Source organism: Aeromonas sp. QDB31, assembly GCF_027707605.1.
In the GTDB taxonomy this organism is placed as follows: domain Bacteria; phylum Pseudomonadota; class Gammaproteobacteria; order Enterobacterales; family Aeromonadaceae; genus Aeromonas; species Aeromonas media.
Genome location: NZ_JAPCIX010000001.1, coordinates 162,752 through 174,813 on the forward strand (window position 1 = coordinate 162,752; position 12,062 = coordinate 174,813).

The 12,062-nt window shown below is 64.5% G+C and carries 13 protein-coding genes; 4 read left to right on the plus strand and 9 right to left on the minus strand.

Annotation, left to right across the window (positions count from 1 at the left end; translation table 11 throughout):
• Nucleotides 1-36 precede the first annotated feature (36 nt).
• The 3 genes from PG898_RS00720 to PG898_RS00730 all read left to right on the plus strand — a co-directional run bounded on the left by PG898_RS00720 (nucleotide 37) and on the right by PG898_RS00730 (nucleotide 2,642).
• Complete coding sequence (locus PG898_RS00720) at nucleotides 37-1,884, plus strand: peptidase U32 family protein (protein WP_270823285.1); 1,848 nt, start codon at nucleotides 37-39, stop codon at nucleotides 1,882-1,884.
• A gap of 124 nt (nucleotides 1,885-2,008) precedes the next feature.
• Nucleotides 2,009-2,338 carry a DHCW motif cupin fold protein gene (locus tag PG898_RS00725; protein ID WP_270823286.1) on the plus strand — a complete coding sequence of 110 codons (330 nt, stop codon included), beginning with the start codon at nucleotides 2,009-2,011 and terminating at the stop codon, nucleotides 2,336-2,338.
• A gap of 46 nt (nucleotides 2,339-2,384) precedes the next feature.
• A complete protein-coding gene (locus tag PG898_RS00730; protein ID WP_171272476.1) occupies nucleotides 2,385-2,642 on the plus strand; it encodes a DUF1272 domain-containing protein in 258 nt (85 codons plus the stop codon).
• A 189-nt stretch (nucleotides 2,643-2,831) separates the two neighbouring features.
• Here PG898_RS00730 and PG898_RS00735 read toward each other — a convergent pair whose 3' ends face one another.
• From PG898_RS00735 to PG898_RS00765, 7 genes are all read right to left on the minus strand, one after another.
• On the minus strand, nucleotides 2,832-3,206 hold the full coding sequence (locus PG898_RS00735) for a cupin domain-containing protein (protein WP_041206310.1): 375 nt from the start codon (nucleotides 3,204-3,206) through the stop codon (nucleotides 2,832-2,834).
• A gap of 348 nt (nucleotides 3,207-3,554) precedes the next feature.
• Nucleotides 3,555-4,031 carry a methylated-DNA--[protein]-cysteine S-methyltransferase gene (locus PG898_RS00740; protein WP_218409689.1) on the minus strand — a complete coding sequence of 159 codons (477 nt, stop codon included), beginning with the start codon at nucleotides 4,029-4,031 and terminating at the stop codon, nucleotides 3,555-3,557.
• Nucleotides 4,028-5,548 carry an AlkA N-terminal domain-containing protein gene (locus PG898_RS00745; protein ID WP_270823288.1) on the minus strand — a complete coding sequence of 507 codons (1,521 nt, stop codon included), beginning with the start codon at nucleotides 5,546-5,548 and terminating at the stop codon, nucleotides 4,028-4,030. Before PG898_RS00745 ends, PG898_RS00740 begins: the two co-directional genes overlap by 4 nt.
• A 150-nt stretch (nucleotides 5,549-5,698) precedes the next feature.
• Nucleotides 5,699-7,177: a carboxypeptidase M32 gene (locus PG898_RS00750; RefSeq protein WP_270823289.1), complete on the minus strand. Its 1,479-nt coding sequence runs from the start codon at nucleotides 7,175-7,177 to the stop codon at nucleotides 5,699-5,701.
• 106 nt (nucleotides 7,178-7,283) lie between these two features.
• Nucleotides 7,284-7,865 (minus strand): DNA endonuclease SmrA, encoded by a 582-nt coding sequence (smrA, locus tag PG898_RS00755; protein ID WP_270823290.1) that lies wholly within the window; start codon nucleotides 7,863-7,865, stop codon nucleotides 7,284-7,286.
• A gap of 107 nt (nucleotides 7,866-7,972) precedes the next feature.
• Nucleotides 7,973-8,122, minus strand: a complete 150-nt coding sequence (locus PG898_RS00760; protein WP_081805766.1) for a DUF3149 domain-containing protein — start codon at nucleotides 8,120-8,122, stop codon at nucleotides 7,973-7,975.
• Between the two features lie 167 nt (nucleotides 8,123-8,289).
• Nucleotides 8,290-9,171 carry a TraB/GumN family protein gene (locus PG898_RS00765; protein ID WP_182786175.1) on the minus strand — a complete coding sequence of 294 codons (882 nt, stop codon included), beginning with the start codon at nucleotides 9,169-9,171 and terminating at the stop codon, nucleotides 8,290-8,292.
• 70 nt (nucleotides 9,172-9,241) lie between these two features.
• Between PG898_RS00765 and PG898_RS00770 the strand changes: the two genes are divergently transcribed.
• Nucleotides 9,242-9,574 carry a DUF1904 family protein gene (locus tag PG898_RS00770; protein ID WP_270823291.1) on the plus strand — a complete coding sequence of 111 codons (333 nt, stop codon included), beginning with the start codon at nucleotides 9,242-9,244 and terminating at the stop codon, nucleotides 9,572-9,574.
• Nucleotides 9,575-9,690: 116 nt separating this feature from the next.
• Here PG898_RS00770 and PG898_RS00775 read toward each other — a convergent pair whose 3' ends face one another.
• Together PG898_RS00775 and PG898_RS00780 are read right to left on the minus strand one after the other, a co-directional pair.
• Complete coding sequence (locus tag PG898_RS00775; protein WP_270823292.1) at nucleotides 9,691-10,521, minus strand: SDR family oxidoreductase; 831 nt, start codon at nucleotides 10,519-10,521, stop codon at nucleotides 9,691-9,693.
• Between the two features lie 115 nt (nucleotides 10,522-10,636).
• The gene (locus tag PG898_RS00780; protein WP_042649125.1) at nucleotides 10,637-12,037 is read right to left on the minus strand and encodes an OprD family outer membrane porin; all 1,401 of its coding nucleotides are present in this window, start codon (nucleotides 12,035-12,037) and stop codon (nucleotides 10,637-10,639) included.
• Between the last annotated feature and the right edge of the window lie 25 nt (nucleotides 12,038-12,062).

The following is a 12,062-nucleotide window of genomic DNA, read 5'->3' on the forward strand; positions in this document are numbered from 1 at the left end:
TGACGGGCATTTCTCGTCCGCCTTCAGACCAGACCCATGCAGGATCACACCCAGACTAACCGCCTCGAGCTGCTGGCCCCGGCCAGGAACCTCGTCTATGGCATCGAAGCCATCAACCACGGCGCCGATGCCGTCTATATGGGCGGCCCCGCCTTCGGCGCCCGCAGCGCGGCGGGCAACTCCCTCGAAGATATAGAAGCGCTGGCTCGCCACGCCCACCGCTTCGGCGCCCAGGTGTTCGTCGCCTTCAACACCCTGCTGCACGATCACGAGCTGGAGCAGGCCCGGCGCCTGACCCACCAGATCTACGAAGCCGGGGCCGATGCGCTGATCGTGCAGGACATGGGGCTGCTGGCGCTGGATCTGCCCCCCATCGCGCTGCACGCCAGCACCCAGACCGACAACCGCACGCCGGAAAAGGTGAAGTTTCTGCAGGACGTGGGTTTCTCCCAAGTGGTGCTGGCCCGGGAATTGTCCCTCGAGCAGATCCGTGCCATCAGCGCCCAGACCCAGGTGCAGCTGGAGTTCTTTATCCACGGGGCCCTGTGCGTCTCCTACAGCGGTCAGTGCAACATCAGCCACGCCCGCACCGGCCGCAGCGCGAACCGTGGCGAGTGTGCCCAGCTCTGCCGGCTGCCCTGCTCCCTGCAAACGCCAGGGGGTGAGGTGCTGGTGGAGAACAGTCACCTGCTCTCCTTGAAGGACATGGATCAGAGCGCGAACCTGGAGGCGCTGATCGCCGCGGGCATCCGTTCCTTCAAGATTGAGGGGCGCCTCAAGGGGCTGGACTACGTCAAGAACGTCACCGCCTGGTATCGCCAGAAGCTGGACGCCATTCTCGAGCGCCGCCCCGATCTGGTGGCCGCCTCCGCCGGCCGTTGCAGCTACGGCTTCACGCCGGATCCGAAGAAGAGCTTCAACCGGGGTAGCACCGACTACTTCCTCCATGGCCGAAAGCCGGACATCGACTCGCCGCGCAGTCCGAAATATCTGGGTGAGCCACTCGGGCGCGTCAGCAGGGTGACCCGAGATGGCATCGAGATCGACGGCAAGCAAGTGACCCTCAACAACGGCGACGGCCTCGGCTTCTTCAAGCCGGGGGGCGAGCTGGTGGGGATGCGCCTGAACAAGGTGGAAGGCAAGCAGTTACTGCTGTCGGAGCGCATGCCCGGGCTCAAGGTCGGTGCCGAGATCTTCCGCAACCACGATCAGGCATTCAGCAAGTTGCTGGAAAAGCCGAGTGCGGATCGTCGCATCCAGGTTGACATGCACCTCTCCGAGTGTGAGGAGGGGATAAGGCTCGCACTGGTCGACGAGCAGGGCATCAGTGCCACCGTCACGCTCCCCTGCGACAAGCTGCCGGCCGACAACCCGGCGCGGGCGCTGCAACAGGCGAGGGATCAGCTTGGCAAACTCGGCAACACCCTGTTTGAGGCGCGCCAGATTGAGTTGGTATTCACTTCTCCCCTGTTTATTGCCGCATCCGTGCTCAACGGCCTGCGCCGGGACGGCGTAGCCGCCCTGGAGGCGGCCCGTCTGGCCGCCTACCGGCGACCCGAGCGGCGCATCCCGTTGCGAGGCGCCACCTACCCCCAGCACCGTCTCTCCTACCTCGGCAACGTGCTGAACAGCGCGGCCGAACAGTTCTTCCGCGACCACGGGGTGGGGCGCATCGCCCCCGCTTTTGAGGCGAACAAGGAGCTGGGGGAGGTGGTGTTGATGACCACGAAACATTGCATTCGCTACAGCCAGCACCTCTGCCCGAAGGAGGTGCCCGGCCTCAAGGCCGAGCCGCTGGAGCTCAAGATGGGCAAGGACAGCTTCCGCCTGCGCTTTGACTGCCACCGCTGCGAGATGCAGGTGATGGGCAGCCTAAAGGGGTGATGGCTGCCCGTGTGGGCATAGGGCAGGAGCGGATTTGATGGCAGTATGGGGGCGCTGCCTTGTTACGGATATCCCGTGGTGAGCCGTCTTCCCCAAGCCTTCCTCTGCTGACAAAGGATCTGTCATGAACATCAATGCACTGCCGTTTTGCACCACGAACTGGGCCGACATCCCGCCGACTGAACACAAGGGGGAACGGGGCGTCGCCCGCTGGCACACCCGGCAGTTCGGGGATCTGCGGGTGCGGATGGTGGAGTACTCCCCTGGGTATCTGGCGGATCACTGGTGCAGCAAGGGCCATGTGCTGCTCTGCCTCGAGGGGGAGCTGCACACCGAGTTGCAGGATGGCCGCGTCTTCACTCTGACGCCGGGCATGAGCTATCAGGTGGCGGACAACGCCGAGCCCCATCGCTCTTACACCGAGCAGGGCGCCCGGCTCTTTATCGTCGACTGAGCCGCGCCCTTTCCCGTCTCCCCCTTCCTCTTTCAGGAACCAGCCCATGCTTGAACTCAGACCGAACTGTGAATGCTGTGACCGGGATCTGCCCGCCGACACGGCGACGGCCTACATCTGCTCTTTCGAATGCACCTTCTGCGCCGAGTGCAACGATCAATATCTGCACCTGACCTGCCCGAACTGTGGCGGCGAGCTGGTCAGGCGCCCACGCCGCCCGGCGGCCAAGCTGGTGAACAACCCCGCCTCCCTCAAGCGCGTCTTCAACCCGGCCCTGAAAGCGGCCCTGAGCAAGGGACGCTAGGGCTGCCGGGCACACATGCGGGTAAGCCACCATTTGAATTCTTGCCCACGCCTCTAGTCGTCAGGGGGAAACGGTATGGCTGTGGAACCATGACGGGTGGACAAGATGAGGCTGCTGGGAGGTCTGTACCGGTGGGCGAGCGCCCACCGGTGGGTTCGGTCGCAACCCTGGCAGGTTGCCGACGACACACTATGGTTTGGCGAACTGATCGGCGCTGAGCACCTCGATGCCAACGAACGGCTGATCGCCCTCGACCCAGGCATCGTGCCCCGGTGGAATGGTGTAGGACTCCCCGGCGTTGATGGTCTTGAGGGTGCCATCAGCGAGACGGACCGTGAGCGACCCCGAGACGGCGTAACCCAGGTGCGAGAGCTGGCATTGTTCCGTCTTGACGACCGGTTTGATGCAGTCAGACCAGCGCCAGCCGGGGGCGAAGTTGAACCGCCCTATGGTGTAGCCGTCGAGTTTGACGACCTCGACCCGGGTCTTGTCGGGGGTGCGCACCTCGTCTGGGGCGCCGTGGGACTTCACCTGGAATTCAGTGACGGTGACTGGAGTGGACATGTTTCCTCCTCGTTTCAAACGGATCGCGGCGATAGTCGCGATCGGATCGCCAGGAAACACGCCGTGATCTCGATAGTCAGCAAGCTGCCAACGCGCAGCGTCATCCCGGTATTCGAAGTATTCGCCCAAACTCCCGTCGGCGCCGTGCTTTGAGGCCCGTGACCGGCAAGTATTCAACCCGGGGGCGGCGTCCCGCTTTCACCTTCTCTCGGAGTCATCGGTATAACCGTTTTTTTCAATCTCTTGCCTGGTCGGTGCCAGGCGAGGTGTTGTCTGGCCGTGCAGGCTGGATGGGATGAATGGCCAGGGGCCGGACGGCCTCTGGTTGTGGAGACTCAGAGCCGTGAGTCAGCGCGAAATCCCCTCGAGGTGCAGCAGCGCCTGCTTGATGGGCAGGCCGCCCGCATAGCCGGTGAGGCTGCCACTTTGGCCAATCACGCGATGGCAGGGCACTATGATGGACAGCGGGTTGCGGCCGTTCGCGGCGCCCACCGCGCGGCTCGCGCTCGGCTTGCCGATGGCGCGGGCGATGTCGCCGTAGCTGCGCGTCTCGCCATAGGGGATGTCGCACAGTGCCTGCCACACCGCCTGCTGAAACGCCGTGCCCCGCGCCGCGAGCGGCAGCGTGAAGCGCTGCAACCGGCCCGCAAAGTAGTCTCGAAACTCGGCGAGGAAGGGGGCGAGCGCCTCGCCGTCCTGCCGCCAGTCGCTCATGTCTGGCAGCGGCCGCAGCCCGGCCACGAAGTCCACGTGGACCAGACCGCGCTCATCGATGGCGACCAGCAGATCGCCGCAGCGGGTGGGCAACATATCGTAACGGATCATGGGGTTGTCTCCTTGGGTTCGTTGTCCGGGTTTTCCCTGGCCGAGTCTGTCAGCAGTGCAGGCTGCTCGCTCATGGCGTGCCACAGCCAGCTCGCGGCATAGGCGCGCCACGGTTGCCAGGGCGCGCTGCGCGTTTCCACCTCCTTCACCGGCAGCTTGGTACCGCCCCCCAGCGCCTTTTGCAGCACGAGATCCGAGGCGGGGAAGGCGTCCGTGTCCAGCCCGCAGCGCAGCCGCCAGTACGCGACCGTCCAGGGCCCTATGCCCGGCAGCGCGAGCAGTTGATCGTCGCTCGCGCTGCCAAGGGTGAGCGTGCCGCTCGCGAGCGCCGAGGCCAATCCTTGCAGCGTGCGGATGCGGCTGCCCGGCATGCCGATGCCGTCGAGATTGAGCTCGCACAGCTGCGCCGGCATGGGCAGCTGCGCCACTCCGAACTGCGCCAGGGTGCGCGCCACCAGGCGCCCCATGATGGTGATGGCGCCCTTGACCGACACCTGCTGGCCGACGATGGCGCGCAGCATCACCTCGTACTCGTCCCAGCCCCCCGGCAGTCGCACCCCGGGCCAGCGCCCCTGTATCCGCGCCAGCAGCGGATCCTGCCCGAGTTGCTTGCCGATGCGCACCATGTCTGCGTCGAGATCCCACATGCGGCGCACGCGATACAGGATGTCCGGCAGCGCACTCGGCGGCAGATCCTGCACCGTCAACCTGAGCCTGTTCCCCTCAAGGGGCTCGATGCGGACGAGCCCCTCCTGCTCATCGACCCGGTGGCGTCGCTCATAACCGTGCTCATCCACCCGCTCCAGCCCCGGAATGGCGCGCAGCCGGTAGAACGCGAGCATGGCCTGCGCATCGAACGGCGGGCGATACATCAGTTGCAACTGCAGGCTTGCCTGCGGCGTCTGCGCCGGCGCACCGCCTTCCTGTTTGCGCAGGGCACCCGGCGTCAGCCCGTACGCCTGGTGCCAGGCGTCGTTGAAGCGGCGAATGCTCGCAAAGCCAGACGCGAACGCGACGTCCGTGATGGGCAGCTGCGTCTCCGTCAGCAGCCGCTTCGCGAGCAGCAGGCGGCGCGTCTGCTCCACCTGTTTTGGCGAGGCGCCGAGGTGTTGCTCGAACTGGCGCCGCAGCGTGCGCTCAGTGATCCCGGCCTGCGCCGCGAGCGCGCCCAGGCTGTGCTCCGCGAGCTCACCGCGCTCGATGCGCGCCAGCACTTGGGCGACCAGGGGCGGCAGATCCCCGCTCTGGGACGGTGCGAGCTCCGGGCGACAGCGCAGGCAGGGGCGCAGCCCGTGCTGCTCCGCCGCCGCCGCGAAGCGAAAATAGCGCACGTTGTGCTCGTGCGGCGCTCGCGCAGGGCAGATGGGGCGGCAATAGATGCCGGTGGACAGCACGCCGGTGAAGAAACGGCCGTCGAAACGCGCGTCCCGTGCGAGCCGGGCGGCATGACACTGCTCGCGCGTGAGGCCGGGAATGATCTCGTCCTGGGGCGTTGGGACTGGGGGCGCTTTGTTCATGGCATGACTCGGATTTCTGTGGGCATGTCCCAGAGACTAAGCGGGGGCGAGAGGGGTGACTAGCCAAAAACGGACAGGGATAGCAAAAAAATCGGGCGCTCGGGGAGGGGATAACAGGGCGCAGCGCGAGGCCGCGCCCTGGGAAGGCGCTTATTTCAAATAGCGCTGTTCGAGGTGTTTGCGCAGCCACTGCGGATTCAGCGCCTCGCCGGTTGCGCGACGGATGAGCTCGTCCGTGCCGTGCAGGCTGCCTTGGGACCAGATGTGGCTGCCGAGCCAGCCAAAGATCTCCGGCAGGCGGCCCGCCGCGATGAGCTGCCCCATGTCGCCGAGTTCACGTTCCAGCGCGAAGCGCAGCTGCGCCGCGTACATGGCGCCGAGTGTGTAGCTCGGGAAGTAGCCAAACGAGCCGTCCGTCCAGTGAATGTCCTGCATGCAGCCATTCTGGTAGTTGCCCTTCGTGGACAGCCCGAGCCACTGCTGCATCTTCGCATCCCACAGCGCCGGGATGTCCGCGACCTCGATGCGCCCCTCGATGAGATCGCGCTCCAGCTCGTAGCGCAGGATCACGTGCGCCGGGTACGTCACCTCGTCCGCATCGACGCGGATAAGGCCGGGCTCGACCCTGTTGTACAGCTTCTCGAGGTTCGCCGGTGCGAGCGCGGCCTGCTCGCCGAAGTGCGCGCGGATGCGCGGCGCTATCTGCGCGAGGAACGCGGGGTGATGGCCGAGCTGCATCTCGCAGAACAGGCTCTGGCTCTCGTGAATGCCCATGGAGCGCGCCTCGGCGACCGGCTGGCCGAGCAGATGGCGCGGCAGCCCCTGTTCGTAGCGCGCGTGGCCCGTCTCGTGGACTATGCCCATCAGGCTGGAGACGAACTCCTGCTCGTTGTAGCGCGTGGTGATGCGCACATCCGTCGGTACGCCGCCGCAGAACGGGTGGCTGCTCACATCGAGCCGGCCGTGCGCGAAATCAAAGCCGAGCAGCCCCATCACCTCCTGGCCGAGCGCCTGCTGCGTCGCGATGGGGAAGGGGCCTTGTGGGGTGAGGATGGCGTCGCTTTTCTGCCGCTCGCTCACGGTCTGGATGAGGCCGGGCAGCCAGCTCGTGAGATCGCCGAAGATCTGATCCAGCCGTGCACTCGTCATGCCGGGCTCGTACAGCGCCAGCATGGCGTCATAGGGGCGTACCCCGAGCGCGTCGGCGCGCAAGGTCGCCACCTCCCGCGACAGGCGCACCACCTCCTCGAGGTTAGGGGCAAAGCCCGCCCAGTCGTTCTCCTTGCGCTGGCGGCGCCAGGCGTGCTCGCACTTGCTGCCGGCCAAGGAGAGCGCCTCTACCAAATCGCTTGGCAGCAGGCTCGCATCCTGCCAGTGGCGCTTGATCTCATGGAGGTTAGCGCGCTGGATCTCGTCAAGCGGTTCGCTCTCGGCCCTGGCAATCCAGTCGCCGAGTTCGGGGGCGGTGCGCTTGCCGTGGATCAGCACGCCGAGCTCCGCCATCGCCTCGGCGCGGGCCTCGTTGCCCCCCTCCGGCATCATGGCGGCCTGATCCCAGCCGCAGATGGCGGACAGGTGGGAGAGGCGGTGCAGTTGTTGCTGATGTTGTTCGAGTTTCTGGTATGACATGGGATTGTCCTTGTTATCGTCCCTGATGGTATGCACCCCGTACCTGGCATGATCGGGGCTGCCCGATGCTAGCACTGTGCCGCGGGCGGGGGCCACCCTCAGGCGGTCAGCCGAGGCGTTTCTGGTGACGTTCGCGGTTTTCCGCCTTCTTGCGCTCGCTCTTTCGCAGCAGCACATAGAGCGCGCCGCTGCCACCGTGGCGACGCTCGGCGCTGTGCATGGCCATCACCGCAGGGAGTTGCGGCAACCAGGCGCTGACATGGCTCTTGAGCAGGGCGCGCGGCGTGCTGCGTTCCCCCTTGCCATGCAGGATCAGCAGGCAGCGGATGTCCCGTACCTCGCACTCCGCAATGAACTGCACCAGGGCGGTTCGCGCCTCCTTGATGGTTTTGTGGTGCAGGTCGAGGGAGCCTTGCAGCTCGTACTTGCCGAGCCGCAGCTTCTTGTAGACCCCCTCTTGCACGCCGTCGCGCTTGAAGCCGACGATGTCGTGGGGATCCAGCATCTCGACCGCCTCCGTGCCGAGGTGATCCAGGGCGAGCTGTTCGGCGGTGGCGGCTTCCCGGCGCGCGAGTTGCGCCTCGGTCGGCAGGCTGTTGCCCGCATTGGGGGCTATGTGGTCGCTGCGCAGCGGCCGCACGTCGGCCACTTCCTGCAGGAACAGTGAGAGTTCGTCGTTATGAGACACGGCAGGCTCCCCGCATGAGAATGAGGGGGCATTATAGCGAGCCTGACCCGTGCTTAGAATGGCGGGGCGCGGCGGGCTCAGAGGCCCGCACCGGGTGCCGCACCGGGTTATTGACCCTCTTTCGGCGGCTCTGCGTGCATCACCTTGTAGATGAAATAGACCGCGTAGGCGCTGATCAGCAGGAAGGTGCCGATAATCACCAGCATGGACATCAGCCCCACGCTGTTGCCGAACATCAGGTTCATCCAGAATTCCATCTCGTCCACTCCTGTCATTGCGCGATGACAGGCATGATAAATACCTCTTTGGGAGTGAGGAGATGATCTCGATCAACTCCCTTTGTGGTTATTTAATCGGCAGCGAATTCTGTGAGCGGCCTCGCACCCTGCACCTTGCCAGGTGACAGGACGCATGTCTGGCGGACTTAGTTTGCCGCTGCGGGTTCGGTGAGCGGCGTGATGCGCCAGCCTTGCTGCTCCAGCAGCGCGAGCAGGCCCTGCTCGCCATAAAGGTGCAGGGCACCTACCACGATAAAGCTCTCGTTTGGCAGGCCGGGCCACTGCTTGACCCAGTTGCGGTTGCGCTCCGCCAGCAGGGTCTGCTCCAGCCAGGCTTGCAGCTTGGGCGGCGCCATCTCTTCTTTGAGCAGGTTGATCAGGGTGGCCTGATCCCCGTCCTGCCACGCCTTCATGACCTCGGCGAACCCCTTCTCGAGGTCCGGCAACTCATCCAGGGTGCTCTCCAGCATCAGGGTCTGGTTGTCACCGACGCTCGCGAGATAGCCGAGCTGTTCCAGCAGGGTCTCCAATCCGATGATGGGTTTGCCGCCATCGTTTGCCCGCTTGGCGAAGTGCTGATCCACCCCGAATTCACCGCGGTAACCGGTGCGCTCCAGCGCGGCCTGGGTCAGGGTGATGGCCGCGAACCAGGGACGCAGCGGCGCCAGCATGCTCTCGTTGAGGCCGTTCTGGCCGGCGGCGATCAGGGTGCGCCGGTAGAGATCGATGGGCAGGTGATCCTTGAGCGTCTTGCCATCCACCAGCCGGGTGATGGCCCCCATCTCCTGCCACTGCGCCTGGCTGATGTGGGTCATGTCGACTTCCATCACCAGGGCGTGGCTCTGCTGCCAGGCGCGCTCGACGGGATCCGGCAGGGGATAGAGGGAGGGTTTGCCCGCATGGATGGAACCCAGCAACCAGTGCTGCTCGTTGCCCTTGCTGATGCGGTAGAAGGCTGGGTCGGCAAAGGCGTGCAGCGGCAGCAGCAGGCACAGCAGGAAGGGAAGCAGCGTGCGATGGAATCTCATGAGGCACCTTATGTGAGCGGGATGAGTGCTCTATGATAAGTCCTCATTTGTCACAGCCAAGAGGTTTCCCATGCCCCACCTTCGTTTTCGGGCAGTTTCTGTCGACACCCTGCAGCAGATAAGCACGTCCCTGATGGCGGATCTCTGCGCCCTGACTGGCGGCAAGCCGGAGTTCGTCACCCTGGAGTGCGTTGCCAGCACCCAGGTGAGGGACGGTGCGATCGACGCCGGTTTTCCCTTCGTGGAGCTGGTCTGGTTCGAGCGCCCTCAGGAGGTGCAGGATGCTGCCGCCGCCCTCATCACCCGTCACCTCAAGGCGGTGTTGGGTGAGCAGATCTATGTGGTGGTGCAGGTGTTGCCCATCGTCAAGAGCGCCTACTACAGCAACGGCCAGCACTACTGAACGCATGTCACGTCGGATAGCGATGCTGTCCAGACGGTCAAGTCCCGGTACGACAGCAATGGCCAGCACTACTGAGCAGATGCACGTGTTCGGGCGGGGATCAGTCCTGCCGGGGATCAGGCCGACTTGCCGAGGACCCGGTCAAGCCAGCGGCTCGGCAACAGGCGACGCAATATGCTGAACAACCTGGTGGGCAGGGTGACCGGGTATCGATGCCTGGGGCGTTTGCTCTGGAGCGCGTGCAGCAGCGGCGGTATGCAGGCCTCGCTCGGCAGCGTGAAGCCGCTGGTAGAGCCCTCTTTCTCCAGCCGGGTCAGGGTCTGGCGATAGGCGCCCTGATGGCGGCTCTGGGCCGGATCGATGTGGCGTACGAAGGCGTCGCGGGCATTGGCGCGAAACCGGGTGTCGATGGGGCCGGGCTCGATCAGGCTGATGTGCACGCCACTGCCCTCGAGTTCGAGGCGCAGGGTGTCGGTGTAGCCTTCCAGCGCGAACTTGCTGGCGTTATAGGCGCCGCGATACTTCATGGCCACCAGGCCAAGCACCGAGCTGTTCTGCACTATCCGCCCCTCGCCTGCGGCCAGCATGGCCGGCAGCACCTGACGAATGAGATGGTGCCAGCCAAACAGGTTGGTGTTGAACTGCGCCTTGAGCGCCTCCGTGGGCAAGTCTTCCAGCGCGCCGGGCTGGCCGTAGGCACCGTTGTTGAACAGCCCGAACAAGCGCCCCCCGGCCAGGGCCAGCGCCTCTGCCGCCCCCCGCTCTATGCTGGCGGTGTCCGCCAGATCCAGCTGCACCGCCAGCAGACCCTGCTGCTGCAACTGGGCGACATCCTCGGCCTTGCGGGCGGAGGCGATCACGGTGAAGCCGTGGGCGCCGAGCGCGTTGGCGGCGGCGAGGCCGATGCCGCTGGAGCAGCCGGTGATAAGCACGAAGGGGTGGGGCATGAAGATTATCCTGATTGGCGGCCAGCACAGGGCCGAAGTGGGCATGGTAGCCCGAGTGCCACCAAAAACAAAACCGGGCCACGTGGCCCGGTTTTCGATCAGAACAGATGCCTGATTACATGATGGTGAACGGCATGATGATGTGGAACTTGACGTCATGCTCGGAGCTGAACATGTTCGGGTAGTACCAGCTGCCCTTGTCGTCCTGCTCGTTGTTGTAATCGGTGTAGTGCAGTTTGAACAGGGTGCCCTTCAGCTTGCCGTCCTGCACCGTGTACATGACGTCGAAGTTGACGGCCCACTCTTTGCCCGGCTCCAGGGTACCGTCGCCATTGTTGGCATCCCAACCGTAGGCACCGGAGACACCGGCGGCCCAACCCGGAGCACCGACCAGGTCATCCAGGGTACGTGTGGTACCGAAGAACACGGCTTTCTCTTCGTTATGGTTCCAGTCTGAGCGGGAATCCCACCAGATCTCGTTCGCACCCTGTGAGTTGCCGTAGCCACGGGTCAGACGGGGCAGGTAGTTGCCCAGATCCCCTTCGGCCTTGGTGTAGAGACCTTCCAGGCGGAAGGCATAGGGACCGGCTGCCCAGCTGGCGGTCAGGGCCTGTTGCCATGCCAGACCGTCATAGTCTTCGTTCTCGGTGTCGGAACCGTAGAACTGGTAGCTGGTGTTCAGGCCACCCAGCACGTCAAACTTGTGAGCCAGCTTGAAGTGGTAGCTGTCCATGTAGCCTTCGGACTGACCGAAGCCACCTGTGATGGCGGTGCCGTTCTCGAAAGTGTAACGGGCTGCCAGACCGTGGATGTAGTCGATCTTGTTCGCATCGGTGAAGGGATCGCTGGCATAGGGGCTGCTCTTGGAGAAGCCGGCGGTGTTCTTGAACCAGGGCGCCTTGTACTCATCGGCGATGGCGTAGGTCAGGTAGAGGCCACCGAAGGTGCCTTCGATCTGGCCACCGCGGTAGGTACCGGGTTGATAGGACCAGTTGACGCCGAGGATGCCGGGTACATAGAGCTGGGTGTAACCACCCTTGGCGGTGACAGCGTCACCGAACTTGAATTTCAGGGCGGCGGTGGAGAGGCTGAAGCCATTCTCGGGAACACCGTCACCACCTGAACCCCACTGGTCGCCCCAGAAGGAGAACTCGTTCTCTTCGTTGACCCCGTTGCTCTCGTCAACGGCCAGGTCATAGGCGCCAAAGCCGCCGACATCCAATCCGACCATGCCCCAGGCATAACCGGAGTTGTAGTTCAGGGCTGCCTGGGTGGTGGCATGGCTCAGGTTGGAGTGGTATTTGCCGTCCTGACCCGGACCGGCCTGGACGCGATCACGCTCGCGCTGGAAGTAGAACAGACCGCCTGTCAGCTTGCCTTCGTCGATGAAGGCTTCATAGGACTTGCCGTAGTCCGGGCTCATCATGTCTTGAGCCGCAGATGCCATGCCGGGGGCGAGCAGCGCCGCAACCACGGCGGCACTCAAAGAGGCGCGCTTGAAGATCACTTTTTCCATTTGTTATTGCTCCTGATTTTATGGA

Excerpts from the sequence above, each read along its gene's own strand:
- PG898_RS00720 (WP_270823285.1), top strand. The coding sequence starts at position 37 with ATGCAGGATCACACCCAGACTAACCGCCTCGAGCTGCTGGCCCCGGCC.
- PG898_RS00725 (WP_270823286.1), top strand. The coding sequence starts at position 2,009 with ATGAACATCAATGCACTGCCGTTTTGCACCACGAACTGGGCCGACATC.
- PG898_RS00730 (WP_171272476.1), top strand. The coding sequence starts at position 2,385 with ATGCTTGAACTCAGACCGAACTGTGAATGCTGTGACCGGGATCTGCCC.
- PG898_RS00735 (WP_041206310.1), bottom strand. The coding sequence starts at position 3,206 with ATGTCCACTCCAGTCACCGTCACTGAATTCCAGGTGAAGTCCCACGGC.
- PG898_RS00740 (WP_218409689.1), bottom strand. The coding sequence starts at position 4,031 with ATGATCCGTTACGATATGTTGCCCACCCGCTGCGGCGATCTGCTGGTC.
- PG898_RS00745 (WP_270823288.1), bottom strand. The coding sequence starts at position 5,548 with ATGAACAAAGCGCCCCCAGTCCCAACGCCCCAGGACGAGATCATTCCC.
- PG898_RS00750 (WP_270823289.1), bottom strand. The coding sequence starts at position 7,177 with ATGTCATACCAGAAACTCGAACAACATCAGCAACAACTGCACCGCCTC.
- PG898_RS00760 (WP_081805766.1), bottom strand. The coding sequence starts at position 8,122 with ATGGAATTCTGGATGAACCTGATGTTCGGCAACAGCGTGGGGCTGATG.
- PG898_RS00765 (WP_182786175.1), bottom strand. The coding sequence starts at position 9,171 with ATGAGATTCCATCGCACGCTGCTTCCCTTCCTGCTGTGCCTGCTGCTG.
- PG898_RS00770 (WP_270823291.1), top strand. The coding sequence starts at position 9,242 with ATGCCCCACCTTCGTTTTCGGGCAGTTTCTGTCGACACCCTGCAGCAG.
- PG898_RS00775 (WP_270823292.1), bottom strand. The coding sequence starts at position 10,521 with ATGCCCCACCCCTTCGTGCTTATCACCGGCTGCTCCAGCGGCATCGGC.
- PG898_RS00780 (WP_042649125.1), bottom strand. The coding sequence starts at position 12,037 with ATGGAAAAAGTGATCTTCAAGCGCGCCTCTTTGAGTGCCGCCGTGGTT.